Annotated in this window: 25 protein-coding genes; 7 read left to right on the forward strand and 18 right to left on the reverse strand. The window is 71.7% G+C overall.

Annotated features, from left to right (window positions below):
* Window positions 1-46: 46 nt before the first annotated feature.
* On the reverse strand, window positions 47-727 hold the full coding sequence (locus ACIF80_RS06470; RefSeq protein ID WP_055630602.1) for a class I SAM-dependent methyltransferase: 681 nt from the start codon (window positions 725-727) through the stop codon (window positions 47-49).
* A gap of 212 nt (window positions 728-939) precedes the next feature.
* Window positions 940-2,439, reverse strand: a complete 1,500-nt coding sequence (locus ACIF80_RS06475; RefSeq protein WP_399800129.1) for an MFS transporter — start codon at window positions 2,437-2,439, stop codon at window positions 940-942.
* A gap of 279 nt (window positions 2,440-2,718) precedes the next feature.
* Between ACIF80_RS06475 and ACIF80_RS06480 the strand changes: the two genes are divergently transcribed.
* Window positions 2,719-4,158, forward strand: a complete 1,440-nt coding sequence (locus ACIF80_RS06480) for a DHA2 family efflux MFS transporter permease subunit (protein ID WP_399800132.1) — start codon at window positions 2,719-2,721, stop codon at window positions 4,156-4,158.
* 92 nt (window positions 4,159-4,250) lie between these two features.
* Here the strand turns inward: ACIF80_RS06480 and ACIF80_RS06485 are convergent, their stop codons facing one another.
* Window positions 4,251-4,883 carry a response regulator gene (locus ACIF80_RS06485; RefSeq protein WP_399801200.1) on the reverse strand — a complete coding sequence of 211 codons (633 nt, stop codon included), beginning with the start codon at window positions 4,881-4,883 and terminating at the stop codon, window positions 4,251-4,253.
* Window positions 4,884-5,134: 251 nt separating this feature from the next.
* Here ACIF80_RS06485 and ACIF80_RS06490 point away from each other — a divergent pair, with 251 nt between their 5' ends.
* Complete coding sequence (locus ACIF80_RS06490; RefSeq protein WP_399800135.1) at window positions 5,135-6,040, forward strand: MaoC/PaaZ C-terminal domain-containing protein; 906 nt, start codon at window positions 5,135-5,137, stop codon at window positions 6,038-6,040.
* A 189-nt stretch (window positions 6,041-6,229) separates the two neighbouring features.
* On the opposite strand, the gene ACIF80_RS06495 is transcribed toward ACIF80_RS06490, so the two are convergent.
* Entirely contained in the window at window positions 6,230-6,397 is a 168-nt protein-coding gene (locus ACIF80_RS06495; RefSeq protein ID WP_399800138.1) for a hypothetical protein, read from the reverse strand.
* Window positions 6,398-6,494: 97 nt separating this feature from the next.
* Window positions 6,495-7,811 carry a hypothetical protein gene (locus ACIF80_RS06500; RefSeq protein WP_399800140.1) on the reverse strand — a complete coding sequence of 439 codons (1,317 nt, stop codon included), beginning with the start codon at window positions 7,809-7,811 and terminating at the stop codon, window positions 6,495-6,497.
* Between the two features lie 195 nt (window positions 7,812-8,006).
* Here ACIF80_RS06500 and ACIF80_RS06505 point away from each other — a divergent pair, with 195 nt between their 5' ends.
* The 3 genes from ACIF80_RS06505 to ACIF80_RS06515 are packed head-to-tail and all read left to right on the forward strand — an operon-like array spanning window position 8,007 to window position 10,942.
* Window positions 8,007-8,924: a Nif3-like dinuclear metal center hexameric protein gene (locus ACIF80_RS06505; protein ID WP_399800143.1), complete on the forward strand. Its 918-nt coding sequence runs from the start codon at window positions 8,007-8,009 to the stop codon at window positions 8,922-8,924.
* Window positions 8,921-9,664, forward strand: coding sequence for a zinc ribbon domain-containing protein (locus ACIF80_RS06510; protein ID WP_399801203.1), 744 nt, complete (start codon window positions 8,921-8,923; stop codon window positions 9,662-9,664). The genes ACIF80_RS06505 and ACIF80_RS06510 overlap by 4 nt, the downstream gene beginning before the upstream one ends.
* Window positions 9,665-9,694: 30 nt before the next feature.
* Window positions 9,695-10,942: a bifunctional RNase H/acid phosphatase gene (locus ACIF80_RS06515; RefSeq protein WP_399800146.1), complete on the forward strand. Its 1,248-nt coding sequence runs from the start codon at window positions 9,695-9,697 to the stop codon at window positions 10,940-10,942.
* On the opposite strand, the gene ACIF80_RS06520 is transcribed toward ACIF80_RS06515, so the two are convergent.
* From ACIF80_RS06520 to ACIF80_RS06535, 4 genes are all read right to left on the reverse strand, one after another.
* Entirely contained in the window at window positions 10,917-11,615 is a 699-nt protein-coding gene (locus tag ACIF80_RS06520) for a bifunctional 4-hydroxy-2-oxoglutarate aldolase/2-dehydro-3-deoxy-phosphogluconate aldolase (protein ID WP_399800149.1), read from the reverse strand. The genes ACIF80_RS06515 and ACIF80_RS06520 overlap by 26 nt on opposite strands.
* A gap of 79 nt (window positions 11,616-11,694) precedes the next feature.
* Entirely contained in the window at window positions 11,695-12,477 is a 783-nt protein-coding gene (gene yaaA, locus ACIF80_RS06525; RefSeq protein WP_399800152.1) for a peroxide stress protein YaaA, read from the reverse strand.
* A gap of 50 nt (window positions 12,478-12,527) precedes the next feature.
* Window positions 12,528-13,127, reverse strand: a complete 600-nt coding sequence (locus ACIF80_RS06530; protein WP_399800154.1) for a hypothetical protein — start codon at window positions 13,125-13,127, stop codon at window positions 12,528-12,530.
* Entirely contained in the window at window positions 13,124-13,882 is a 759-nt protein-coding gene (locus tag ACIF80_RS06535; RefSeq protein ID WP_399800157.1) for a MerR family transcriptional regulator, read from the reverse strand. Before ACIF80_RS06535 ends, ACIF80_RS06530 begins: the two co-directional genes overlap by 4 nt.
* 130 nt (window positions 13,883-14,012) lie before the next feature.
* On the opposite strand from ACIF80_RS06535, the gene ACIF80_RS06540 reads away from it, so the two are divergent.
* Both ACIF80_RS06540 and ACIF80_RS06545 read left to right on the forward strand, forming a co-directional pair.
* The gene (locus ACIF80_RS06540; protein ID WP_399800160.1) at window positions 14,013-14,432 is read left to right on the forward strand and encodes a hypothetical protein; all 420 of its coding nucleotides are present in this window, start codon (window positions 14,013-14,015) and stop codon (window positions 14,430-14,432) included.
* Window positions 14,433-14,750: 318 nt separating this feature from the next.
* The gene (locus tag ACIF80_RS06545) at window positions 14,751-15,287 is read left to right on the forward strand and encodes a manganese efflux pump MntP family protein (RefSeq protein WP_399800162.1); all 537 of its coding nucleotides are present in this window, start codon (window positions 14,751-14,753) and stop codon (window positions 15,285-15,287) included.
* Between the two features lie 9 nt (window positions 15,288-15,296).
* On the opposite strand, the gene pqqE is transcribed toward ACIF80_RS06545, so the two are convergent.
* The 9 genes from pqqE to ACIF80_RS06590 form a co-directional block, all read right to left on the reverse strand.
* A complete protein-coding gene (pqqE, locus tag ACIF80_RS06550) occupies window positions 15,297-16,403 on the reverse strand; it encodes a pyrroloquinoline quinone biosynthesis protein PqqE (protein WP_399800164.1) in 1,107 nt (368 codons plus the stop codon).
* Window positions 16,396-16,725 (reverse strand): pyrroloquinoline quinone biosynthesis peptide chaperone PqqD, encoded by a 330-nt coding sequence (gene pqqD / locus ACIF80_RS06555; protein ID WP_399800167.1) that lies wholly within the window; start codon window positions 16,723-16,725, stop codon window positions 16,396-16,398. Before pqqD ends, pqqE begins: the two co-directional genes overlap by 8 nt.
* Window positions 16,726-16,730: 5 nt before the next feature.
* Complete coding sequence (pqqC, locus tag ACIF80_RS06560; RefSeq protein WP_399800169.1) at window positions 16,731-17,429, reverse strand: pyrroloquinoline-quinone synthase PqqC; 699 nt, start codon at window positions 17,427-17,429, stop codon at window positions 16,731-16,733.
* Window positions 17,430-17,433: 4 nt separating this feature from the next.
* Entirely contained in the window at window positions 17,434-18,321 is an 888-nt protein-coding gene (gene pqqB / locus ACIF80_RS06565) for a pyrroloquinoline quinone biosynthesis protein PqqB (RefSeq protein WP_399800172.1), read from the reverse strand.
* 105 nt (window positions 18,322-18,426) lie between these two features.
* Window positions 18,427-18,525: a pyrroloquinoline quinone precursor peptide PqqA gene (gene pqqA / locus ACIF80_RS06570; RefSeq protein WP_055626326.1), complete on the reverse strand. Its 99-nt coding sequence runs from the start codon at window positions 18,523-18,525 to the stop codon at window positions 18,427-18,429.
* Window positions 18,526-18,572: 47 nt separating this feature from the next.
* On the reverse strand, window positions 18,573-20,273 hold the full coding sequence (locus ACIF80_RS06575) for a PQQ-dependent dehydrogenase, methanol/ethanol family (RefSeq protein WP_399800176.1): 1,701 nt from the start codon (window positions 20,271-20,273) through the stop codon (window positions 18,573-18,575).
* A 13-nt stretch (window positions 20,274-20,286) separates the two neighbouring features.
* Complete coding sequence (locus ACIF80_RS06580) at window positions 20,287-20,748, reverse strand: MSMEG_3727 family PQQ-associated protein (RefSeq protein WP_399800179.1); 462 nt, start codon at window positions 20,746-20,748, stop codon at window positions 20,287-20,289.
* A gap of 415 nt (window positions 20,749-21,163) precedes the next feature.
* On the reverse strand, window positions 21,164-23,464 hold the full coding sequence (gene katG / locus ACIF80_RS06585) for a catalase/peroxidase HPI (RefSeq protein ID WP_399800182.1): 2,301 nt from the start codon (window positions 23,462-23,464) through the stop codon (window positions 21,164-21,166).
* Window positions 23,465-23,485: 21 nt separating this feature from the next.
* Window positions 23,486-24,880 (reverse strand): LytTR family transcriptional regulator DNA-binding domain-containing protein, encoded by a 1,395-nt coding sequence (locus ACIF80_RS06590; protein WP_399800187.1) that lies wholly within the window; start codon window positions 24,878-24,880, stop codon window positions 23,486-23,488.
* Between the last annotated feature and the right edge of the window lie 237 nt (window positions 24,881-25,117).

Raw genomic sequence — 25,117 nt, forward strand, 5'->3', positions numbered from 1 at the left:
CCCGCACCCGCCATCGTCCTGATCGTCCGGACGGGCGGCCTTCGCCTCAGATCCCGTCTCCGGTACGGCGCAGGACGCGCAGCGAGTCCGTCGCCGGGAGTTCCGTGAAGGCGCCGGAGGCCAGGGCGCGGAGGTAGACGCGGTACGGGGCCTGGCCGGTGAACTCGTCTACGGGGTCGGGGAAGACGTCGTGGATGACGAGGAGACCGCCCTCGGCGACGTGCGGGGCCCAGCCCTCGTAGTCGGCCGTGGCGTGCTCGTCCGTGTGGCCGCCGTCGATGAAGACCAGGGCGAGGGGGGAGTTCCACAGGGCCGCGACCTTGGGGGAGCGGCCGACCAGGGCGACCACATGGTCCTCCAGGCCCGCCCGGTGGAGCGTGCGGCGGAAGGTGGGGAGGGTGTCCATCACGCCCAGCTCGGGGTCGACCGTCTCTGGGTCGTGGTACTCCCAGCCCGGCTGCTGCTCCTCGCTGCCCCGGTGGTGGTCCACGGTGAGCGCGGTGACCCCGGCCTCGCGGGCGGCACCGGCGAGCAGGATCGTGGAGCGGCCGCAGTAGGTGCCGACCTCCAGCAGGGGGAGGCCCAGCCGTCCCGCCTCGACCGCCGCCGCGTACAGGGCCAGACCCTCACCGACGGGCATGAAGCCCTTCGCCGCCTCGAACGCGGCCAGGATCTCGGGACCCGGTGCCGGGGGGTTCGGCGTCGGAGTCGGAGTCGGGGTCGGCATCGGTTCCGGCGTCCTCTCGGTGGTGTGTCCTGGACGCATGGCCCGGGACGCATGGCTGGAGCGCATGGCCCGAGCACATGGCTTGAGCGCATGGTTCGGGGTTCCCATGCTGCCGTACCGCCTGTCGTGCGGTGCGGCAGGGGTGCCGGCGAGAAGCAGCGGGGAGGGGTACCGGCGAGAAGTACCGCGGAGGAGCGGCGCCGGTCCGGCGGTCAGGCCGAGACCGGTCCGCGCAGGGCCTGCTCCGCGCGCTCCAGGTTGGCGTCCTCCTCGCTGCTCGCGCGCAGCCGCAGGGAGTTCGACGGGCGCCGGCCGGGGATGAACAGGGCCAGGACCAGGCCCAGGGTCACCGCCACCGTCGCGATCATGAAGGAGAGGCGGAAGCCGTGCATGCTCGGGATCTCCACCCCGCCCACCGTGTTCGCCGTACTGGCCAGCACCATCCCGACGACCGCGCTCGACATCGACGTACCGATCGAGCGCATCAGGGTGTTGAGGCCGTTGGCCGCGCCCGTCTCCGAGGCCGGGACCGCGCCGATGATCAGGGCGGGCAGGGAGGCGTAGGCCAGACCGATGCCCGCGCCGATGACGACCGAGATGACGACGGCTCCCCAGACCGCGTCCAGCAGGCCCAGACCGCCGGCGTAACCGGCCCCGATGATCAACAGGCCCAGGACGAGGGTGACCTTGGGACCGTAGCGGGCGGACAGGCGGGCGTAGACGGGCGCCGTGAACATCATCGTCACGCCCAGCGGCGCCACGCACAGCCCCGCCACCACCATCGACCGGCCGAGGCCGTACCCGGTGGAGGCGGGGAGCTGGAGCAACTGGGGCAGCACCAGGGAGATGACGAAGAAGGAGACGCCGATCATGATCGACGCGAGGTTGGTGAGGAGGACCTCGCGGCGGGCGGTGGTGCGCAGGTCCACCAGGGGCGCGGACACCCGCAGTTCCATCAGGCCCCAGAGCAGGAACACCACGACCGCCGCCCCGAACAGGCCGAGCGTGGTCCCGGACGTCCAGCCCCAGTCACTGCCCTTGGTGAGGGGCAGGAGGAAGAGGATCAGCCCGGCGGACAGCCCCAGCGCGCCCGGCAGGTCGAAGGTGCCGGGCGCCCGCGCCGGTGACTCCGGTACGAGGGTCAGGGTGAGGGCGATGGCGAGGACACCGAGGCCGGCGGCGCCGAAGTAGAGAACGTGCCAGTCGGAGGTCTGGGCCACCAGCGCGGCGGCGGGCAGCGCGAGGCCGCCGCCGACGCCTATCGAGGAACTCATCAGCGCCATCGCGGAGCCCAGCCGCTCCGGGGGCAGCATGTCGCGCATCAGCCCGATGCCGAGCGGGATCGCGCCCATCGCGACGCCCTGGAGCGTACGGCCGGCGATCATCAGCAGCAGGTCGCTGGTGAGCGCGCTGACGAGGGCGCCGGCCACCATGACCGAGAGGCTGGCGACCAGCATGCGCCGCTTGCCGTAGAGGTCGCCGAGGCGGCCCATGATGGGGGTGGCGACGGCACCGGACAGCAGCGTCGACGTCAGGACCCATGTGGCGTCGCCGGGCGTGGTGTCCAGCAGGCGGGGCAGATCCTTGATCACCGGGACGAGCAGGGTCTGCATCACCGCGACGACGATGCCCGCGAAGGCGAGCACCGGGACCACGGCTCTGCCCGCTCCGTCCACTCCGCCCGCGGGACGGTCGTTCGTCGACTGGGTCATGGAAGAGGGCCTCCAGGCCGAAGCGTGAGGTCGGTACGGGACAGTCGGTACGGGGCAGGGGATGCCGGATACGTGCGTACGGAACCTGTGTACCGGGGCAACTATTCCGATGCTTTGGCACACTAACGATTTCTTGACCAACCCTTGGGCCACCGCGGACCACCGGACCATCCTGCGGGATGCCGACGGGTGCGGGCCCCTTCCCGGCCGCCCTAGGACGGAAGACCGAGGACCCGCCCGGCGAAATCCCGATGCAAGGGGCACCGGACGGTTGAGACCATGACCCCCATGCTCGGAGCCCCGGACGCCGCCCTCACCGCCCGCACACCCCGTCGCCGCACGCCGCCCCCCTGGCTGGCGGTGGCCCTCGCGTGCCTGGGGCAGTTCCTCGTCGTACTCGACATCTCCGTGGTCAACGTCGCCCTGCCGTCGATGCGTACCGGCCTCGGGCTCAGCGAGCAGGGCCTGCAGTGGGTGGTGAACGCGTACGCCATCGCCTTCGCCGGGTTCATGCTGCTCGGCGGACGCGCCGGCGACCTCTACGGGCGCAAGCGGATGTTCCTCGTCGGCCTCGGCCTGTTCACGCTGGCCAGCCTGGCGGGCGGGCTGGCCCAGGACGACTGGCAGCTGCTGCTGGCGCGGGCGGTGCAAGGGCTCGGGGCCGCGGTCCTGGCACCGTCCACCCTCACCATCGTCACCTCGGCGGTCCCGGAGGGCCCCGCCCGGGCCCGCGCCATCGCGACCTGGACCGCCGTCGGCGCGGGCGGCGGCGCGGCCGGCGGTTTCGTCGGCGGGGTGCTGGTGGACACCCTGTCGTGGCGGTGGGTGCTGCTGATCAACGTGCCGATCGGGGTACTGGTGCTGGCCGGGGCGGCCTGGTGGCTGGCGGAGGGCCGGGCCGGGGACGGACGGCGGCTCGACCTGCCCGGCGCGATGCTGGTGACGGCCGGCCTCGCCACCCTGGCCTTCGGCATCTCCCAGACCGAGGCCGAGGGATGGACTGCACCGCCCACCCTGGTGCCGCTGTGCGCCGGACTCGCCCTCATCGCCCTGTTCCTCCTCGTCGAGGCACGGACCAGGGCCCCGCTGATGCCGCTGGGACTGTTCCGGGTGCGGTCGGTCTCGTCGGCGAACGCGGCGATGTTCCTGAGCGGCGCCGCCATGTTCTGCATGTGGTTCTTCATGACCCTCTACGCCCAGAACGTGCTCGGCTACACCCCGCTCGAAGCCGGATTCGCCCTGGTGCCCAGCTCGCTCGCGGTGGTCGTCGGCTCCAAGGTCGCGCCCCGGCTGATGCGCGCCGCCGGAGCGCGTGCCGTGGCCGTGCTCGGCACGCTCGTCGCGCTGGCCGGCTTCGCCTGGCAGTCGACGATGACGGCCGACGGCACCTACCTGACCGCGATCATGTTCCCCGGCATCCTGATGATGCTGGGCGCGGGCCTCGCCGGAACCCCCCTCGCCGCGCTCGCCACCTCCGGCACCGCGCCGGAGGAGGCCGGTCTGGTCTCCGGCCTGATCAACACCTCGCGCACGATGGGCGGTTCGCTCGGTCTGGCCGTCCTGTCGACCCTCGCGGCGGCCCGTACGGGAGACAGTGCCACCCCGGAGGCCCTGGCCGAGGGCTACGCGCTCGCCTTCCGCACCGGAACGGCGATCCTGGCCGTCGGCCTGGTCCTGATGTGGCTGTGGCTGCCCCGAAAGGCCGCTGCGGCCCACTGAGTTCCTGGGGGGACGGGTGAGCGGGGGACTGAGGGTTGGGGGGCGGGGGAGGGATCCGACCGGCCGGGCAGTTGACCGACCGACCGGCCGTCTCAGACCCAGCCCAGTCTGCGGGCCTCGCGCAGGGCCTCCGTGGGGTGGGAGGTGCCGGTCCTGGCGAGGGCGCCGGCGAGGTGGGCGGTGACGGCGGCCTCGGAGAGGTGGAGCCGGGCGGCCAGGTCGGCGAGCGGTGTGCCGTTCGCCGCGGCATGGAGGGAGGCGCACTCCTCGGGGGTGAGGGCAGGAGGGCCCGCGCTCCGGGCCGCGGCGGCCAGGACGGGGTCGATCACCGTCTCCCCGGTCAGCACCCGGCGGATCGCCGAGGCCAGCTCGTCCACCGAACCGTCCCTGACCAGGAAACCGGCGGCCCCCGCGGCCGTGGCCCGCTGCAGATGGCCGGGGCGGCCGGACGTGGCGAGGATCAGCACCCGGCAGTCCGGCACCTGGTCGCGCAGCACGGCGGCGGCGTCCAGGCCGCTCATGCCGGGCAGTTCGATGTCCAGGAGGGCGACGTCGGGGCGGTGGGTGAGCGCCGCGTCCAGGATCTCGTCCCCCGCCGCCACCTGGGCGACGACCTCGAGGTCCGGCTCCATCCGGAGCAGTAGGGCCAGCGCCCCGTGCGCCGTCCCGCCGTCCTCCGCGAGCAGGACCCGTACGGACTTGGCGGGCCGGTGGTCCGCGGGCATCTCGTTCACGTAGGAAGCTTAGGACGGATGGGGTGGTATGTCCCTGTCAGGGCGTATGGTCCACTCGACGTGGGAGTCTTCGCAACGGTCGGGGACTGGGCTATACAGGGGACGCCGTGCGGGAACGCGTTCTGCAACCGGCGGGTCCCCGCGGCCCGTGACGACCCTGGTGCGACCGACGGCACGGACGGCCGTACCGGGGCCCCGCCGAGGTCTTCGAGCCCGGCGTCCTTCCGGCGATCAGGAGACCCATGCCCATCGACGCAGCCAAGGCGCTCGCCGCGGAACCCCGGATCGGCGAAATCTCCTGGAGTCACAAGGACGTCCAGCTCTACCACCTCGGCATCGGCGCGGGCGTCCCCGCCACCGACCCCGACGAACTGCGTTACACCCTGGAGTCCGGGCTGCACGTCCTGCCGAGTTTCGCCACCGTCGCGGGAGCCGGATCCCCGGGGGTGATCGGCGGACTGTCGATGCCCGGCGTCGACGTCGACCTCGCCCACGTCCTGCACGGCGGCCAGTCACTGACCCTGTACCGTCCCCTGCCCGCCGAGTGCACCGCCGCCTCCACCACCAGCCGTATCGCGGCGGTCCACGACAAGGGCAAGGCGGCCGTCCTCGTGATGCGCACCGACGTCGCCGACGCCGACGGCCCGCTGTGGACCGGCGACGCGCAGATCTACGTACGCGGCGAGGGCGGCTGGGGCGGCGACCGCGGACCGTCCCTCCGACGGGAGGCGCCCGCCGGGCCGCCGGACCGGACCGTCGAGCGGCCGATCCGGGAGGACCAGGCCCTGCTCTACCGCCTCTCCGGCGACCGGAACCCCCTGCACGCCGACCCCGGCTTCGCGAAGCGCGCCGGGTTCGAGCGGCCCGTCCTGCACGGACTGTGCACCTACGGCATGACGCTCAAGGCGGTCGTCGACACACTGCTCGACGGGGACGTCACCCGTGTCCGCGGCTACACCACCCGGTTCGCCGGGGTCGTGTACCCGGGCGAGACACTCCGCATCCGCATGTGGCGCGGCGGCGACAGCGGTGACGGTGGTGCCGACGGCGACAGTGACGGTGACGGCGGCGAGGTGCGGGTGGCCGTGAGCACCGTCGAGAGAGGCGACGCGCCCGTGCTCGCCGACACGGTCGTCGCACATTCCTGAACCAGCCGGCTCACAGGCCGAGGGGAGCCCGGCCACGCGCGCCGCCGTGGGCATCGACGGACAACCGCTCGTTGTGCCCGACGGCAGGGACGCGGCCACGGATCGGCCCCGTTCGTCCACGACGAACGGGGCCGATCAGCTGTCCACTCGGCGCCTGAGCGCGTACCCGAGTACGTGCCCGACGTGACGTCAGGCAGCCGTCTCCACGTGCTCGTTCTCGCCGGCAGGCCTCCGGTGGCGGCCACGAGGGGCCGTCGTGGTGTCCTGCCGGGACACCGGTCCGCGGTGCTTGCCGTGTCCGACGGCGATCTGCCCGCCGTCGACGGTCCGTGGCTGGTTGGTGCTCGCATCATTCATCGGAAGGAACTCACCCCGTAAACATGATCTTTCCTACAGCCGGGCGAGTTTAACCGGGGGAACAGGGGGCGAATCCAGGCGGCCACGCCGACCGCCACTACTTCGTTACAAGCCGTCCCAGGGGCGCCTGTTGCAGGGGGACGGGACGAGGTGCGGCCGGTCCGGCCGGAGTCGTGGACTCCCCTTCCGGAGAAGGCTGTTCGGGCCTCGCGGAGGAGTTCTCCCGGTCCTCCTCCCGGTCCTCCTCCCGGTCTCGCTCCGGCTGCCGTCCCAGTCCCGGCGGGTTCAGCACGGCCACCCCGCACGGCATCGCCGGGGTGGCGCACGGCAGGCGCAGCACCCCGTCCGCCGTCCACAGTCCGGTGCCGGTCAACCATCCTTCGGGCGCCGGGAGATGGTGCAGCTGCCGCTGGGCCGGCCGCCACACCCCGACCCAGCTGCCGAGTGGCCCGTCCACGCGCAGCGCCACCGCGCACCCCTCCGGCGTCAGCGCCTGGCCGGGCTGGATCGCGAACGGCGTGACCGCGCAGTCCGCCGGCCGCAGGCAGGAGGGGAAGCGCACCGGCAGCGTGCTGCCCAGCACCCCCCAGCCCAGCCGGTCCTGCCCCGGCGAGGGCGCGTCCGAGCGGATCAGCAGCAGGCCGCTGTCCGGGTCGGCGAGCAGGACCCGGTCGTCGCTCTCCTCGGCGATCTGCAGCAGCGGCGACACCTCGCCCCCGCGCTCCAGGTCCACGACGACCGCCTTGGTGCGCCCGCCGGCCTCCCGGTCCAGGGAGAGCATCCGGCCGGTGCGGTCCAGCCACACCCCGCCCGAGCAGCGGCCCGGGATCTCGGCGACGCGCTCGGGCCCGAAGGCGCCGCCCGCCACCAGCCACAGGGCCGTCGACCGCGGGCCCACGGCGACGGCGTACGCCCGCTGCCCGCACGGCACGGGCGGCAGGAGCCGCAGCCGGGTCCCCCCGTCCGGGCATGCGACCGCGCCGAGCGTCACCTCGCCGGTGCCGGGACCGGTCGGGTACAGCAGGGAGAACGCGTGCCTCCCGTCCACCGGTCGGCGGATGAGGACCCGCCCGTCGCCCATGGGCTGTACCTCGGTGCCGGGCTCCTCGGGTTGGCCGGCGCGCAGCGGCACCGCGTAGGGCTCGGGGCCGTCCAGGGTCCAGCGCTCCGGGAACAGGAAGTCGCCCTCGCGGGCGAGGCGTGCACCGTACGAACCGTCGGCGCTGAGGACGCAGCCCGGCGGCGCCGCCACCGCCACCGCCGTCCTCTCCTCGTGCCCGGTGTCCTCGTGACCCGTGACCCGAGACCCCATGACCCCGGACCCCGAGACCCGTGCCCCGAGACCCGGGACCCCGTGATCCGGAGCCTCCCGGCCCGTGGAAGGCTCGGTCGCACGCATCGTCATCGTTGTCATCGTTCGGTCACCTCCGGCGACGAACGTAGTTTTCGTACGCGCGGACGGGAGACCCACCGGACTCCGCTTCACACATAAGGGTGTTCCAGGAACGATTCGCCCGAGGAAGCGGAGGCGTATGTGCTGGCCGGGGCGGGCGCGGTTCCCGTACCCGCTCCGGTACTACCGCGCCATACGGGCAGGTAGCCTTGCGATGTGCCCCGTCTGTCTGAAGTCATCACCGCGCTGGAGACCCTGTGGCCCGCCGAGCGGGCCGAGTCCTGGGACGCGGTCGGTACCGTCACGGGCGACCCCGACCAGGAGGTCGGCCGGGTCCTGTTCGCGGTGGACCCCGTCCAGGAGATCGTCGACGAGGCGGTGCAGCTGGGCGCCGACCTGCTCGTCACCCACCACCCGCTCTACCTGCGCGGCACGACCACCGTCGCGGCCACGACCTCCAAGGGCCGCGTGGTGCACGCGCTCATCAGGAACGGCATCGCGCTGCACGTCGCCCACACCAACGCCGACACGGCCGACCCCGGTGTGAGCGACGCCCTGGCCGGCGCCCTGGACCTGCGCGTCGTCCGGCCGCTGGTGCCGGACACCACGGACCCCGAGGGCCGCCGCGGGCTCGGCCGCGTCTGCGAACTGGACCACCCGCTGACCGTCCGCGAGCTCGCCGCCCGCGCCGCCGAGCGCCTGCCCCGCACCGCGCAGGGCATCCGCGTCGCCGGCGACCCCGAGGCGCTCGTGCGCACGGTCGCGGTCAGCGGCGGTTCCGGCGACAGCCTCTTCGCCCATGTCCGGGGGGCCGGCGTGGACGCCTACCTCACCGCGGACCTGCGCCACCACCCGGCATCGGAGTTCGCGGCGGAGCACGCCGTCGGCCGGCCTCCCGCGCTGCTCGACGCGGCACACTGGGCCACCGAGTGGCCCTGGTGCGAACTGGCCGCGGCCCAGCTCGACACGATCTCCGACCGTCACGGATGGGGCCTCCGGGTCCACGTCTCCGCCACGGTCACCGACCCCTGGACCGCCCATGCGCCGTCCGCCCACCCGTCGCCCGCCACCACCCTTCCAAGGAGCGCTTCGCGCGCCCCTTCCGACACCGATACATCGGGAGCCCCCAACTGAACGCCGAGCCCGCCGACCAGATCCGACTCCTCGACCTCCAGGATCTCGACGTCCGCCTCCAGCAGCTCGCGCACAAGCGGAAGTCGCTCCCCGAGCACGCCGAGATCGAGTCGCTGACCCGGGACCTCACCCAGCTGCGTGACCTGCACGTGGCCGCGCAGACCGAGGAGAGCGACTGCGCCCGCGAGCAGACCAAGGCCGAACAGGACGTGGACCAGGTGCGCCAGCGCGCCGCCCGCGACCAGAAGCGCCTCGACTCCGGCGCCGTCTCCTCGCCCAAGGACCTGGAGAACCTCCAGCGCGAGATCGTCTCCCTCGCCAAGCGCCAGGGCGACCTCGAGGACGTCGTCCTGGAGGTCATGGAGCGCCGTGAGTCCGCGCAGGAGCGGGTCGGCGAACTGGCCGAGCGCGTCACCTCCGTCCAGTCGCGGATCGACGACGCGACCGCCCGCCGGGACGCGGCCTGTGCGGAGATCGACGGCGAGACGGCCACGATCACCAAGGAGCGCGGGGTCGTCGCCGCCTCCGTCCCCGCGGACCTGCTCAAGCTGTACGAGAAGCTGCGCGAGCAGCAGGGCGGCGTCGGTGCGGCGAAGCTGTACGCCCGCAGCTGCCAGGGCTGCCGCCAGGAACTCGCCATCACCGAGCTGAACGAGATCCGTCACGCAGCGCCCGACACCGTGGTGCGCTGCGAGAACTGCCGCCGCATCCTGGTCCGCACGTCGGATTCGGGACTGTAGGAATCCAAGGAGATCCGAGGAGATTTCCCGGTGCGGGAGTTCATCGTCGAGGCGGACGGCGGATCGCGGGGCAACCCGGGACCCGCCGGCTACGGGGCCGTGGTCAGTGACGCGGCGACGGGGGAGACGCTGGCGGAGGCGGCCGAGTACCTCGGCACCACCACGAACAACGTCGCCGAGTACTCGGGCCTGCTGGCCGGCCTGCGGGCCGCCCGCGAGCTGGACCCGCAGGCCGCGGTCCACGTCCGGATGGACTCCAAACTCGTCGTCGAGCAGATGTCGGGCCGCTGGAAGATCAAGCACCCCGCCATGAAGCCGCTGGCGGCCGAGGCGGCACGCGTCTTCCCGCCGGACCGGGTCACGTACGAGTGGATTCCGCGCGAGCGGAACAAGCACGCGGACCGCCTGGCGAACGAGGCGATGGACGCGGGGCGGCGGGGCGAACTTGGGGTCTCCCCTGCTCGAACGGAGTCGGGCGTGCGGGGAGCCGGTGGCGTCGGAGCCGGCGCGGGCGACGCCCCCGACGGGAAGAACACCGCCGACCTGCGGGCCGCGCAGGCAGTGGCCGCCCCTGGCACCGGGGCCGCCGCCGCCCGCGGTCCCGAGCCGGCGTCGGCCGCCACCCCCTCCTCGGGCTGGGCGCCCGCCGACATGGGACCGCCGGCCACCTTCGTACTCCTCCGGCACGGCGAGACACCGCTCACTCCGCAGAAGCGGTTCTCCGGCAGCGGGGGCAGCGACCCCTCCCTCTCCGACGCCGGCCGCGAGCAGGCCGAGAGGACCGCCGAGGCGCTCGCCCGGCGCGGCACCGTCCAGGCCGTCGTCGCCTCCCCCCTCGCCCGCACGCGCGAGACCGCCGGCATCGTCGCCGCCCGGCTCGGCCTGGAGGTGAGCGTGGAGGAAGGGCTGCGCGAGACCGACTTCGGCGCGTGGGAGGGCCTCACCTTCGGCGAGGTGCGCGAACGCCACCCCGACGACCTGAACGCCTGGCTCTCCTCACCGGACGCCGAGCCCACCGGCGGCGGCGAGAGCTTCGAGGCGACCGCGACCAGGGTCGCCGCCACCCGGGACAAGCTCACCGCCGCGTACGCCGGCCGCACGGTCCTGCTCGTCACCCACGTGACACCGATCAAGACCTTGATCCGGCTCGCCCTGGGCGCCCCGCCCGAGGCCCTGTTCCGGATGGAACTGTCGGCGGCCTCGCTCTCGGCGGTGGCGTACTACGCCGACGGCAACGCCAGCGTCCGGCTGTTCAACGAGACGTCCCACCTGCGCTGAGCCCCGCCGCCGCACGGGCCAGCCGCTCGATCCGCGCCCAGTCGCGCGCCGCCACCGCGTCCGCCGGGAGCATCCAGCTCCCGCCGACACAGGCGACGTTCTCCAGCGCGAGATAGTCCGGCGCGGAGTCCGGGCCGATCCCTCCGGTCGGACAGAAGCGGGCCTGCGGAAGCGGCCCGGCGATCGCCTTCAGATACGCCGTGCCGCCCGCGGCCTGTGCCGGGAAGAACTTCATCTCCCGCACCCCGCGCTCCAGCAGCGCCACGACCTCCGAGACCGTCGACACCCCCGGCAGGAACGGCACCCCGGACGCCCGCATCGACTCCAGCAGGACGTCCGTCCAGCCCGGACTGACCAGGAACCGCGCCCCGGCCGCCACCACCTCGTGCACCTGCCCCGGCGTGATCACCGTGCCGGCCCCGACCACCGCGTCCGGCACCTCGGCGGCGATCGCGCGGAGGGCGTCCTGCGCGGCGGGTGTCCGCAGGGTCACCTCGATCGCGGGCAGCCCGCCGGCGACCAGCGCCCGCGCCAGCGGCACGGCGTCGGCGGCGTCCTCGGCCACGACGACCGGTATGACGGGCGCGAGATCCAGGACGGAGGAGGTGGCGGCGGTGGCAGCGGAGGCGGGGGCCGACGGGGGCAGGGGAGCGGAGGGCAGGGGTGAGCTCATGGCGACATCCTGCCCGCGGCGAAGCACCCTGCGCAAAGGGTGTTGCGGAGAATGCAACGCGCAAGGTTCTCGGTGGTTGTCAGTGCACCTCGTCCACCAGCACGTCCAGCGCCCACGGCGTCCCCGCACGGCCCGGCGCCCGCGCCTCCACCACGTACCCGAGATCCCGCAGCGCCTCGGCCAGCGCGGCGGGATCCTCCGGCGCGGCCCCGTCCGTCAGCAGACTGCGGACGATGCGCCCCTTGGTCGCCTTGTTGAAGTGGCTGACCACCTTCCGGGTCGGCGCGTGCAGCACCCGCACGGTCGCCGTACGGGCGGCCACCTCCCCCTTCGGCTTCCACGCCGCCCCGTACGCGGCCGACCGCAGGTCCAGCACCAGACCGCTGCCCGCCGCCTCCGGCATGACCGAGGCCATCGGCGTACGCCAGTACGCGCCCAGCGCCCCGAGCCCCGGCAGCCGTACGCCCATCGAGCAGCGGTAGGAGGGAATCCGGTCGGTGACCGCGACCGCGCCCCACAGCCCGGAGAACACCAGCAGCGAGCGGGCGGCCCTGCGCCGGGCGGCCGGGTCGAGGGAGGCCAGGTCCAAGGCGTCGTACAGCACCCCGGTGTAGATCTCCCCGGCGGGCCGGGCCCCGGCGGTCCGCAGTTCCAGGTTCTTCGCGACCTCGCCCCGCAGCCCCTCGCTCAGCCCCAGCACCTCGCGCGCCTTGTCCTCGTCGGCGGCGCACAGGTCCACCAGCTCGGCGAGAACGGCCTCCCGGGCGCCGGCCAGCCCCGGCAGCGACAGGGACTCCGGCTTCAACGGGGCGCCGCGGCCGGAAGCGGCCTTGCCTTCGGACGGCGGCAGCAGGACAAGCACGCGTTTACTCCTCACGGTAGAACTCAGCCGCCAGGGTACGGTGCCGGACCTTACGCCCGAGCGGCCCACCGCCCCGCCGCCAGCGCCCGGACCAGGGCATCGGGTTCGTCGGCGTGGAGCCGTACGACGCACACGTCCCGGCGCCGCCCGAAGAAGGTGACGTGGGTGACCGGCTCCGTGAGTTCCAGCGTGACCGTGGTCTGCGCACCGACCTCGACGTTCAGCTCCCCGTCGGCCCGCTCATGGCTCATCCGCAGCTCACGCCGTACGGAGGCGATCCGCTCCAGCGGTATCCGCAGATCGACGTGGACGGCCCGGCGGATCCGCAGCGTGCCCGAGTCCGGGTCCAGCACATGGGGCCGTACGACGCCCGCCGCATGCAGCGCGACGACGAACACGACGGTGTACACGTCCAGGAACAGCACCACCGCGTGAACGGTCGGCCAGTCCAGCAGCAGCACGGACAACGCCACCGTCTCGACCACGCACACGAAAGCGAACCCGAACATGACCGCGCCCTGGCCCCGCGCGTACCCGAAGGCCGTCCCGCCCCCGACGCCATGCGTCCGCCGCGCCAGCCACAGCACGAGGCTCACCATCAGCCGCAGCTCGTGCCGGGCGAGAACCCAGCCGCCCCTGACGGCCTTCATGACCGCCCGCCCTCCATGGCGATCCGCAGTGTCCGGCGGATCGCCTCCGCCTGGGCGGGGGCGAAGTCGGCGTAGAGGGCGCGCAGGAAGCTGTCGTCCTGGTCGATGACGGCGTCCTCCGGCAGCAGACCGGCCGGCAGACACGCGGCGAGGGCATGGGCGGCCTCGTCCACCCGGGGATCGTCCGATGCGGCGTCGGCGAGCGCGTCGAGCAGCGCGTACGCGGCGAGCGCCCGCTCCACCCCGCCCGGCGCGCCCATCGCACCGCTGAACAGACCCATGAACCGCTCCCGCTCCTCCGGGGTCGCCGTCGTCTCGATCAGCGCGAGCACCTCCCGGTCCTTGGCGGCCATGGGTGAGCCCGACACGTCCGGCATCTCCCGGAAGATCGTGGCCAGTTCGGGGGAGACCGGCCCCTCCGGGGTCAGCCCGCCCTCCGTCTCCAGCAAGGCCCGCAACCGCGCCCGACGCTCCCGGACCGCCGCCTCCTGCCGCGCCAGGTCCTCGTCCAGCTCGGTCAGCACCTCGACGAGGTCCTTGCCGGCGTCGTCCGCGAGCACGTCCCGCACCTCGGCCAGCCCGAGCCCCAGCTCGGTCAGCCGCCTGATCCGCGCCAGCACGACGGCGTGCCGCAGCGTGTAGTCCCGGTACCCGTTGGCCCGCCGCTCCGGCTCCGGCAGCAGCCCCAGATGGTGGTAGTGCCGCACGGTCCGCGTGGTGACACCGACGGCCGTGGCGAGTTCTCCGATCCGCATGCCCCCAGTAGAGACGTTGACGTCGCGACAGGGTCAAGCGAACGCGGTCGAGTAAAAGGAACCGCATGTCACTCGGAGTGCCCCCTGCGGGCCTCAGCCTGGCGAATGAGTGAAAGGGAGGCGCCGCATCGTGCTGACCTACACCCCGAGCTCGGAGAAGCTCCTGCTGGACTGGTTCGTCGTTCCCGACCCGCCGGAGGGATTCCGGGCGGAACTCATCGAGACGGAACCCGGCGTACAGCCCGACTCGTCTGCCATTGATCTGCTACCCGGGAATGAGCTTCCCCGGCGGGTTGTGCCGCTGCCGGGCACGACCCGCGCCACCGCCCACGGCCGCGACGAGATCCTTCCCGAAGGGGCCGACCGCCCGTTGATTCGTATGCCGGATGGGGGTTTCTCGGCACCAGTGCCCCAGCTGATCACTCGCAAGCTCTCGCCCATGGGATCGCCTTGGCTCAAGCAAGTGGCATTGGTCCCTCCGTGTGGGTGCGGAATTGCTGACGCTTCTCCTGGGGAACACATCAGTAAGCAACATCCCGAACTGTTCTGAACAACTGTCCGGGATGGAGTTCGCGACGCATGGTCGAATGTTGAAAAGGTGAACGACAAGGGTGGGATCCTACGAGTCCATTGTCCGGGACCGCCGGCTCGTCCGGGGTCGGCTCCTGGCTCCGGCGGATTTCCGTCGATGCGGGAGCGTTTCTGGAAGCGGACCACCGTCGGGCGAGGAGTGTCGAGAAACTTCCGGAAATCGGCTGAACGGGTTTATTTCACGGATCATCTGAGATATCGTCTTTAGCATGGCGAATGTCAGCCGAGGCGGAATCGTGCCTGCTCGCGTCGGGCGTCATCGGGCAGCGACGTCGCCATGATCTGGGAAATTCTGGTCCTGGGTTTCGTACTCAGTCTTGACAATTTCCGGGTATCGATCGCGCTCGGCACCGTCCCATTCGGTCTGAAGCGCGCGGTGCAGGTCGCGCTGACCTTCGGGCTGTGGGACGCGGTCATGCCCCTTGTCGGGCTGTTGATCGGTCGCCAGATCGGGGAGGCCGTCGGGGGCGTCGCCGAGCTGGTGGGCGCGGCCGCGCTCGGCGGGTACGGTCTGTACCTCGTCATCTCGGCCCTTCGCAACTCCGAGCCGGACGAGTTGGACCACCCATGGGCGCTGTTCGGCATCCCGTTGACGCTGAGCCTGGACAACCTGGTCGCCGGAGCGAGCCTGGGGATCCTCGGGCTCTCGCCGTGGTTCTCGGCCGCCGTCTTCGGTGTCATGACGGCGGCGATGTCGCTGATCGGGCTGCGGCTCGGGCGGGCCGCGGCGCGTCTCATCCGGATCCGTTCGGACCTGCTGAGCGGGGTCACCTTGATCATCGCTGCTGTGGCGCTGCCGTTCGTGTTCGGCTAGCCCGCTCACTCAATCCCGGGAGCGGGTCGGCCGGCGAACCCGGTGCGGGCGGGGGATCAGCGGAAGACCGTCGGCCCGCGGGTCGGCGTTGGCGGCCTCGACCGCCCGGGCGACCAGGTCGTGGTCGGGGGACAGGTGGCAGACCGGGTCGGTGCGGGCGGCGTCGCCGGTGAGCAGGAACGCCTGGCAGCGGCACCCTCCGAAGTCCAGCTCCCGCCGGGGGCAGCTCCGGCAGGGTTCCGGCATCCAGTCCGTCCCCCGGAACGCGGTCATCACCGGGGACTCGGCCCAGATCCGCTCCAGCGAGTCCTCCCGCACGCTGGCCCGCGGCAACGGCAGGGACTGGGCGGCGGGGCAGGGCAGGACGTCGCCGTTCGGCGTCACGGTCAGCTGCCGGGAGGCCCAGCCGCCCATGCAGGGCTTCGGGTAGCGGCTGTAGTAGTCGGGGAGGACGTAGATGACGTCCATGCGGTCCCGCAACCGCTCGCGGGCGGCCCGCACAACGACCTCGGCCGCCTCGAGCTGGGCCCGGCTCGGCAGCAGCGCGTCACGGTTTCGCCAGGCCCAGCCGTAGTACTGGGTGTTGGCCAGCTCCACCCGGTCGGCGCCCACCTCCTCGGCCAGCCCGAGCACGTCGGCGACGCGGTCGATGTTGAGCCGGTGCAGCACCACGTTCACGGTGAGCGGCCAGCCCAGCTCCTTGACCACGCCCATCGCCTCGATCTTGCGTTGGAAGGACGGGGTCCCGGCGATCCGGTCGGACACGGCCGGCTCGTCGGACTGGATGCTGATCTGCACGTGGTCCAGGCCGGCGGCCCGCAGCTGCTCGGCCCTCGGACGCGAGAGTCCGAGGGCGCTGGTGATGAGGTTGGTGTAGAGGCCCAGGTCGTGGGCTTCCGCCACGAGCTCCACCAGGTCGCGCCGCAGCAGCGGTTCCCCGCCGGACAGGTGGCACTGCAGAACCCCCAGCTCACCGGCCTCGGCCAGCACCCGCCGCCACTCGTCGGTGGTCAGCTCGTCCTGGTAGCCGGCCAGGTTCAGCGGGTTGGAGCAGTACGGGCAGGCCAGCGGGCAGCGGTAGGTGAGCTCGGCGAGCAATCCGAACGGGCTATCCATCGGAGAGCTCCACCCAGCGCCGGGCGACGAGCCGGGTCAGGAACTGCCGCACCTCGTCGTCGGGGACGGTCCGGTAGCGCGCGCCCAGCTCGGCCACGATCTCGGCCACGGTGTGCCGCCCGTCGCACAGCTCGAGGATGTCCGCGCCGCTGCCGTTCAGAACCACCACCGTCTCGGGGAGCTGCAGGGTCTGACGCTGCCTGGTCCGGGAGAAGGTCAGCCGGACATGGCGCGCCAACCGGGGCCGGTCCGAGCCGGACACCCCGACGCCGGGCCGGGCCCCGGTTCCGGTCCGGGTCGTTCCGGTAGGGGTCGGGTCCATGGTGGTCACTCCGGGTAGGCCTGGTCGATGGCGTCCATCAGGCTCCACAGGACGTCGCACTTGAACGACAGCGCGTCGACGGCGCGTGCCTGGGACTCGGCGGAGAGGCAGTGCGCGGTGACCACCTCGAGGGCGTGCTCGCAGTCGCGGGGGGCCTGTTCCAGGCGGGCGCGGAAGTAGGCGAGGCCCTCGGGGTCGATCCACGGGTACCACCGCTCGAACGCGGCCAGCCGCGCCGCCATCAGGTCGGGCGCGAACAGCTCGGTGAGCGAGGACGCCACCGCCTCCACCCACGGGCGGGTCCGGGCGAAGTTCACGTAGGCGTCGACGGCGAACCGCACCCCGGGTACCAGGTGCCGGTGGTCCCGGACCTCCTCGCGGGTCAGTCCGGCGGCCTTGCCGAGGCGCAGCCACGCCTCGATACCGCCCTCGCCGGCGGCGGTGCCGTCGTGGTCGATGATCCGTCGGGTCCAGCGGCGGCGGACCTCGGGGTCGGGGCAGTTGGAGAGGATCGCGGCGTCCTTGCGGGGGATGTTCTCCTGGTAGTAGAAGCGGTTGGCCACCCAGCCCCGGATCTGCCGGCGGCTCAGCCTGCCGGCGTTCATCCGGACGTGGAACGGATGCTGGTCGTGGTACTGGCGCGAGTGGGCCCGCAACGTCTCGACGAAGGCGTCGGCACCGGTTCTCGTGGTTGTCGTCATCACGGCTCTACACCTGGACCTCGAGGCCGTCCATGGCCACTTCCATGCCGCTCTCCTCCACGATACGCCGCTCGGGCGTGTCCTCCAGGAGGACCGGGTTGGTGTTGTTCATGTGCACGAAGACCGTCCGCCCCACGCCCAGCGACGGGAGCTGCGCCAGGCTGCCGTCCGGGCCGTCGATGGGCAGGTGGCCCATCTCCCGGGACGTCCTGCCGGCCAGTCCGAGCCGTACGAGCTCGTCGTCGCGCCAGCAGGTCCCGTCGATCAGCAGGCATGCGCAGCCCTTGATCTCCACGCGCAGCGCCGGCGTCAGCGATTGCACCCCCGGCAGGTACACCAGCGTCCCCCCGCTGCGCTCGTCGGTCAGCCGGTAGCCCACGACGCGGCCGTGGTCCACACCGGATCCGAACCGATCGCGCTTGACGGTGGGCACGTCGAACGCCCGGCAGGACAGCCCGTCCGCCAGGGCAAGGTCGGTGCCGGGGCTCACCGCCCGCCACTCGACCGGGCAGTAGCGCTCGAGCGTGCGCAGAATCCCCGAGCCGGTACACAGGGTCTCGCGCACCGCCGGCGTGGCGTACAGCCGCAGGGCGCGGGCCTCGCGCAGCAGAAGCAGGCCCAGCGTGTGGTCCAGCTCGGCGTCGGTGAGCAGCACCGCCTCCAGCGGCGTCGTCCGGTCGTCGTGCGGGTGCAGGCCGGGGAAGGCCTCGATCTGGGTACGGACGTCGGGCGAGGCGTTGACGAGGAACCACCGGCGGTGGTCGGCGCTGACCGCGACCGACGACTGGGTGCGCGCGAGGCCGGGCCGGGAGCGGACCGCGGCGCACACCGGGCAGCCGCAGTTCCACTGCGGGGAGCCGCCCCCCGCCGCCGAGCCCAGCACCCGCAGCAACACGCCGGCACTCCGTTCATCGAGGAGCCGGGTCCGTCACCGGCCCGGCCGTCCGTGGCCGTCCCGAGCCCTCGGGCGGCGCCGGACCGGGTCCGGCGCCGCCCCGCGTCACTCGTCCTCCAACCGAGCGACGTACATGGTCACCTCGGCCGCGACTCCGATCTCGTCGAACTCGGGGGTCTCCCACACCGGGAGCTGGGACTCCATGGATTCACCTCCTCACGGTCCGCATTGCGGCAGGCTCCGGTCACGCACTACGACGATTCCGGGAGGGCGAAGACCATCAGGGCGCTTCCGTGCCCCGCGCCGAGCATGCCGGGGAGGAACCCCTCGGCCCATCCGCCCCAACCGACCGGCACGGCGATGTACTGCCTGTCGTCGACCATGTAGGTGGTCGGGTTGCTGTGGTGGCCGCTTCCGCACTGGAACTGCCACAGCAGCTCCCCGGTGCGGGCGTCGAGCGCGTTGAACTCCCCGGAGGGTTCACCGGCGAACACCAGGTCACCGCCGGTGGCCAGCGCCGAGGCGCACATCGGGAGTTCGTTGCGCCAGCGCCACTTCTCCTCGCCGTCGGCGTCGAACGCGCTGATGGACCCCGCCATGTCCTCGATGTCCACCTGAACGCCCGCGCCCCAGTACGGAATGCTCTCCTTGAACTCCCGGCGCCGCCGGGTGGCCGTGGCGCCGGTGTCCTGGACCGGGACGTAGAAGAGCCCGGTCTTCGGGCTGTAGGCCGCATGGGTCCATTCCTTGGCGCCGGCCGGGCCCGGGTAGAAGTGGACCGGTTCTCCCTCCTTGTCCGGGTACACCTTGGCCGTCACCTGGCCGTCCCTCGTGATCGCGCCCCAGGTGATGCGGTCCACGAAGGGGGTGATCCGGACCCTCTCGCCGTTCGTGCGGTCAAGGACGAAGAAGTAGCCGTTCTTGTCGAAGTGCCCGAGCAGTTTGCGCCCGTCCTGCTCGAACAGGATGCACTCGGCGATGCTGTCGTAGTCCCACAGGTCGTGCGGGGTGCACTGGTAGTGCCAGCGGATCTGGCCGCTGTCCACGTCGACGGCGATGACGCTGTCGGTGAAGAGGTTGTCGCCCTCGCGGACGCCTCCGTCGAAGTCGGGCGCCGGGTTGCCGGTGCCGACGTACAGCAGGTTCGTCTCCGGGTCGAAGGTGCCGGTGATCCAGCAGTTCGCCCCGCCCCGTGCCCAGGCCTCGCCGTCGGCGGGCCAGGTCTCCGAGCCGGGCTCCCCGGGCTTGGGCACCGTGTAGCAGCGCCACTGGTGCTCGCCGGTCTCGAGGTCGAACGCGTCGAGGTGGCCGCGTACGCCGAACTCACCGCCGGAACTCCCGACGATGACCATGTTCTTCACGACCAGCGGGGCGACCGTGGCGCTCTCCGCGGCCCGGACGTCTCCGTAGGTCCTGTCCCAGACCCGCTTGCCGGTGGTGGCGTCGAGCGCGAGCACACGAGCATTCGCCGTGACGAAGAAGACCTTCCCCTGAGCCACGGCGACCCCACGGTTCACGTTCCCGCAGCACAAGGACACGTCGAAGGGGACCGCATGCTTGTACCGCCAGATCTCCACACCCGTCTTCGCGTCAAGGGCCCAGACCCAGCCGTCCCAGCCGGAGAGGAACATGACCCCGTCGACGACGACCGGGGCGGCCTCGAACGAGTAGGTCGACGCGCCCGCGATCAGGCCGGTCGTGCCGGCCTGGAAGATCCACGCGGGGACGATGCGCTTGACGTTCTCCGTGTTGATCTGATCCAGCGGGCTGTACCGCTGCCCGTTGTAGGCGCCGTAGTAGGTGAGCCAGTTCTGGGGTTCCTCGCGGGCATTGAGTATGCGCTCGTAGTCGACGCCGGCCACTACCGGCGGCGCGAGCTCCCCGCCCGCGACCTTGCCGCTCAGGTTTCCCTGGTCGACAGCCTCACCCGCGTCCACGTATGCGACGGTCATTGCTTCCTCCTTTCTACGGCTGCGGCTGTTCGGGGCGGTCGAGGCGAGCCTCCGGCGGAGCGTCCCCCATGACGACGATGGCCCCGGTCAGCCCCCGGCCCTCGTCATTGCCCGTGGGCGAGCCGAACCAGTAGTAGCCGGGCCCGTCGAGGTTGAGGGTCGCCCGTCCTCGCGAATGGTTCACCAACCAGATGAACTTCCGGTCGCCATTGCTCGGCAGGAGCGCGCAGTGCGTGTTCAGGTCGTCATTGACGAGCTCGAGCTCGATATCGCCTCCGTGGGGCATGACCAGAATAGAGGGATCCCAGATCAGCTCATCCGGGTTGATGCGAATGGTGGCCTGCATGCGGCCATCCGATCCCTCGGTGGCCTGCCCAATGCTTCCGGTTCCCAGCACTTGACCCAGTGCTGCTTTGTTCTGTGCGGCCAACCCGATCTTGTTCAGCAGGTCGACTCGCTCCTGCGCGGTCGTCATCGGGGCTTCACTCTCCTCGTCCCGAATCTCTGTGTCCACTTCGCATTTGCCGCGCTGACGGCGGCACGCCGCGACCGGTTCCACCTCCGCCCGGAAAAATGTTCTCCGAATTGACCTCGAAATTGCTTCTTTTGCGTCGTCCGCTGTCCAGCTGTAATCGGTAGTCAAAGGGTGCGCTATCTCAGATGAATCACACCGGAAAGGGCGAAGAATCGGTATTCAAGAAGCACGCTACGCTGGGCGGATCACCGCAACAAGGGTGAGCGCCGGTTCGGACCGGCTCATGCCGTTCGTCCGCGACCGGCTACCGTTCGTACCGGATGTGCCACCGTTGGGAGGAGCCGGGCTGCACCGCGTCGCGCCGGGGCCGGCAGTCGCTCCGATCGATCGTCGCCGATCAACACCGGCTGACCGGTCACGACGCCTCTCCCGGCATCCGGGCTCCGACGGAGGGTCGAGCGAGGTCGTACCGATCGAGGTTCATGACCTTGTCCCACGCGGCGACGAAGTCCTGCACGAACTTCTCCCGTGCGTCGTCGCTCGCGTAGACCTCCGCGACGGCACGCAGTTCGGAGTTCGAGCCGAAGACGAGGTCGACGCGGCTACCGGTCCACTTGACCTCGCCGGTGGCGCGGTCGCGACCCTCGAAGGTTTCCGCGGCCGCGGATGTCGGCTTCCATTCCGTGCCCGTGTCGAGCAGATTCACGAAGAAGTCGTTGGTCAGCGACCCGGGCGCCGAGGTGAAGACGCCCAGCGGTGACTGCCGGTAGTTGGCGCCCAGCACCCGCAGGCCCCCCACGAGGACGGTCATCTCGGGCGCGCTCAGGTTCAGCAGGTTCGCGCGGTCGACCAGCAGGTGCTCCGACGGCAGCCGGTTGCCCTCGCCGCGGTAGTTGCGGAACCCGTCCGCGGTCGGCTCGAGCGGGGCGAAGGACTCCGCATCGGTCCACTCCTGCGTGGCGTCCGTACGTCCCGGGGTGAAGGGGACCTGGACGTCATGGCCGGCGGTCCTGGCGGCCTGCTCGACGGCGGCTGCTCCGCCGAGCACGATGAGGTCGGCCAGCGAGATCTTCTTGTCCCCGGTCCGGGAGGTCTGGGAGCTGTTGAAGGATTCCTGGATCCCCTCCAGGGTGCGCAGCACCTGTGCCGGCGTGTCGGGGTCGTTGACCTCCCAGCCCCGCTGCGGCTCGAGGCGGATGCGCGCGCCGTTCGCCCCGCCGCGCTTGTCGCTGATGCGGAACGTCGAGGCCGACGCCCACGCGGTCGAGACGAGCTGGGAGACCGACAGCCCGGAGGCGAGGATCCGGCTCTTGAGCGCGGCGATCTCCGCCGCCCCGACGAGCTCGTGGTCCACGGCGGGGACCGGGTCCTGCCAGCGCAGTGTCTCCCGGGGGACCAGCGGTCCGAGGTAGCGCCGGCTCGGACCCATGTCGAGGTGCGTCAGCTTGAACCAGGCCCGGGCGAACGCATCCGCGAGCCGGTCCGGGTTCTCCAGGAAGCGCCGCGAGATCGGCTCGTAGACCGGGTCCAGCCGCAGCGCGAGGTCCGTCGTCAGGATCGTCGGGGCGTGTGTCGTCGAGGGGTCGTGGGCGTCCGGCACGGTACCGGCTCCGCCGCCCTCTCTCGGGATCCACTGCCACAGACCGGCGGGGCTCAGCTCCAGGTCCCACTCATAGCCGAACAGCGTCTCGAAGAAACTGTTGTCCCATCTCGTCGGGGTGGGTGTCCACGTACCCTCGAGCCCGCTGGAGATGGCGTCCGCGCCCTTTCCGGTGCCGTAGCCGCTCTTCCAGCCCAGGCCCTGCTCCTCGAGGGGGGCGCCCTCGGGTTCGGGGCCGAGGTGGGCGTCCGGGTCGGCCGCGCCGTGGGTCTTGCCGAACGTGTGGCCGCCCGCGATCAGCGCGACGGTCTCCTCGTCGTTCATCCCCATGCGCCGGTGCGTCTCGCGGATGTCCCGGGCCGCGGTGAGCGGGTCCGGAACGGTGTTCGGTCCCTCCGGGTTGACGTAGATGAGGCCCATCTGAGAGGCGGCCAGAGGGCTCTCCAGCTTCCGGACGCCGCCGTGGCGTTCGTCGCCGAGCCAGGCGCGCTCGGGACCCCAGTACACGTCCTCGTCGGGCTCCCAGACGTCCGCCCGGCCGCCGGCGAAGCCGAAGGTCGTGAAGCCCATCGTCTCCAGGGCGCGGTTGCCCGCGAAGACCATCAGGTCGGCCCAGGAAACCTTGCGGCCGTACTTCTTCTTCACCGGCCAGAGCAGCCGGCGCGCCTTGTCGAGGTTGCGATTGTCCGGCCAGCTGTTCAGCGGCGCGAAACGCTGCATGCCGGCGCCCGCGCCACCGCGGCCGTCGTCGATGCGGTACGTCCCGGCGCAATGCCACACCAACCGGATCACGAGCGGCCCGTAATGGCCGAAGTCGGCCGGCCACCACTCCTGCGACGTCGTGAGCACCTCGTCGACGTCCCGCGCCAGGGCGTCGAGATCGAGCGTCCGGAACTCCGCGGCGTAGTCGAAGTCCTCGCCCATGGGGTCGGCCATGGCGGGGTGTTTCCGGAGGATCCTCAGGTCGAGCTGGTTCGGCCACCAGTCGCGGTTGCTCGCGCCCCCGACCGGGTGACCGCGGTGCCCGGCCGGGGCCCCGGCCGGGACAGAGAGGCCGAGGCCGCCCGCACTCCCCGCGTTCGTCTCGCCGGCAACGGCGTCCGGACTGTCAGACACGGCGATTTCCTTCCGGGAAACTCAGAGATCCAGCGCGCGACGCACGGCCGGCGCGTTTCGCCGGGAAACGGGCACCAGCTCGTTCGTCCGGTCATCCATGACCAGAGACAGCTCGCCCTTGGGGCCGCGCTCGATCTCCCGGATGCGGCTGAGGTTGACCACATACCGGCGGTGCACCCGCAGGAAGCCGACATCCGCCAGCTCACCGTCGAGCTTGTCCAGGCTCGGAGAAGCGGCTCGCAACCGCCCCTGATCGGTGGAGAGCCACACGTCGTTTCCCTGCGATTCAGCGAAGGAGACTTCCGGCAGCCGCAGCAGCACCATCCGGTTGTCGCGCACCGCGACCAGTCGGCGGGGCAGCACCCGGGGGTGCGCGGGCCCCTCCGCCCGGGGCAACTGCGCCCCGTCGGAGGCACCGAACGAGACCAGGTTCCCGATCAGGTGTCCGGACGAGAAGACGGGGCGGATGCTGATCGATGTCGGCTCATCGGCGAGCGGGGCGAAGATCTGCGTCGAGCCGACCCAGTCAGGATTGTGGGCTGCCTGCCCAGCGGCATACCGGGCGGCTGCGATCAATTCCGGCAGCCCGGCGTTCCATCGCAGCGTGGGGTCGACCGCCGGGGTTGATGCCGGGACGCCCAGGAGCATGCTTGCCATGTCGTCGGCTATCACCACCTTGCCCCCGGCGTCCACCGCGGCGAGCGCCGCACCGGAGCGTGTCCTGGCCCGGGTGTAGGCCGCGACCAACTCGGCGCCGTTGTCCCGGGCGCGCCTCTTCAGCGGGTGCTGGGTCATGGCGACCGCGTTCGCCAGCCAGCTTTCCGCGGCCGCGGGAAGCAGGCTGCGCCAGCAGCAGATGTTCAGGACCGCGATCGGTTCCCTGGTCACCACGTCACGCACCGCGATGCCCGCGCAGACCCAGTTGTGGAACGCCTGGCACCAGTGCTCCGCACCCCTGATCGGTACCGGGCCGTGCGCCTCGAGCGCCGTGCCCATGCCGTTCGTGCCGACCGCACACTCGGACCAGCAGAACCAGGGTGCCAGATGGGAGTCGCCGGCTCTGGCGAGCGTGGCTTGGTCACCCCACTCGGCCAGAATCCGGCCAGTGGCATCGGCGACGGTGACGACGCCACCGAGGTTGCCCACCTCATGTGCCACGGAGGCGGCACGAAAACCCAGCTCGGCGAATACGACATCGTGCTCGGGCGTACGGTCGGGCGCCGCGACGGCCACCGGAGCCTCTGTGAGGTGAGGATCGACCCGGTACTGCTCCCGGCTGCGATGCCAGGAGATCGCCACCAGGGGCCGGACACCAGGGACCTGATCCTCGCCCTGCACGAACCGTTCCCACGCCGCGAGCACGGTGCCGCTGCCCAGGTTCGCCGAGACGGGCTCGAGCCGATGTGCATCCCTCATGGTTCAGAACCGCCTTTGGTCCATCCCCAACGCCCGACGGCGTGCGCGGTCCGCGCCGGTCGCCGGTCGCCGTTCGTCGCGGCCGGGCCGGCAGCGGACCGGGCACTGCGTCGCGCGTCTTCCTTCTTCCTACTTCGTCACTCGTTCCAGGCCGTGTCACAGGCCTGCACTCCCGCACCCCCCACCCTAGGTACCGTTGCCGGGCCGCGCACGTCCCGCTCCGGGCCGCGTGTGCGA

Origin of the sequence: Streptomyces sp. NPDC085927 (genome assembly GCF_044540975.1) — a bacterium.
Lineage (GTDB): Bacteria > Actinomycetota > Actinomycetes > Streptomycetales > Streptomycetaceae > Streptomyces > Streptomyces hirsutus.

Bases quoted from the DNA above. Each gene is read 5' to 3' on its own strand.
- ACIF80_RS06495 (WP_399800138.1), bottom strand. From the start codon at position 6,397: ATGAATGATGCGAGCACCAACCAGCCACGGACCGTCGACGGCGGGCAG.
- ACIF80_RS06470 (WP_055630602.1), bottom strand. From the start codon at position 727: ATGCCGACCCCGACTCCGACTCCGACGCCGAACCCCCCGGCACCGGGT.
- ACIF80_RS06580 (WP_399800179.1), bottom strand. From the start codon at position 20,748: ATGACGACCGCGCAGGAGCGAGTCGACCTGCTGAACAAGATCGGGTTG.
- ACIF80_RS06475 (WP_399800129.1), bottom strand. From the start codon at position 2,439: ATGACCCAGTCGACGAACGACCGTCCCGCGGGCGGAGTGGACGGAGCG.
- ACIF80_RS06530 (WP_399800154.1), bottom strand. From the start codon at position 13,127: ATGAAGGCCGTCAGGGGCGGCTGGGTTCTCGCCCGGCACGAGCTGCGG.
- ACIF80_RS06490 (WP_399800135.1), top strand. From the start codon at position 5,135: ATGCCCATCGACGCAGCCAAGGCGCTCGCCGCGGAACCCCGGATCGGC.
- ACIF80_RS06485 (WP_399801200.1), bottom strand. From the start codon at position 4,883: ATGCCCGCGGACCACCGGCCCGCCAAGTCCGTACGGGTCCTGCTCGCG.
- pqqD (WP_399800167.1), bottom strand. From the start codon at position 16,725: ATGGACCCGACCCCTACCGGAACGACCCGGACCGGAACCGGGGCCCGG.
- ACIF80_RS06480 (WP_399800132.1), top strand. From the start codon at position 2,719: ATGACCCCCATGCTCGGAGCCCCGGACGCCGCCCTCACCGCCCGCACA.
- ACIF80_RS06500 (WP_399800140.1), bottom strand. From the start codon at position 7,811: ATGACAACGATGACGATGCGTGCGACCGAGCCTTCCACGGGCCGGGAG.
- ACIF80_RS06590 (WP_399800187.1), bottom strand. From the start codon at position 24,880: ATGAGGGATGCACATCGGCTCGAGCCCGTCTCGGCGAACCTGGGCAGC.
- ACIF80_RS06575 (WP_399800176.1), bottom strand. From the start codon at position 20,273: ATGACCGTCGCATACGTGGACGCGGGTGAGGCTGTCGACCAGGGAAAC.
- ACIF80_RS06545 (WP_399800162.1), top strand. From the start codon at position 14,751: ATGATCTGGGAAATTCTGGTCCTGGGTTTCGTACTCAGTCTTGACAAT.
- ACIF80_RS06535 (WP_399800157.1), bottom strand. From the start codon at position 13,882: ATGCGGATCGGAGAACTCGCCACGGCCGTCGGTGTCACCACGCGGACC.
- ACIF80_RS06520 (WP_399800149.1), bottom strand. From the start codon at position 11,615: ATGAGCTCACCCCTGCCCTCCGCTCCCCTGCCCCCGTCGGCCCCCGCC.
- pqqA (WP_055626326.1), bottom strand. From the start codon at position 18,525: ATGGAGTCCCAGCTCCCGGTGTGGGAGACCCCCGAGTTCGACGAGATC.
- pqqE (WP_399800164.1), bottom strand. From the start codon at position 16,403: ATGGATAGCCCGTTCGGATTGCTCGCCGAGCTCACCTACCGCTGCCCG.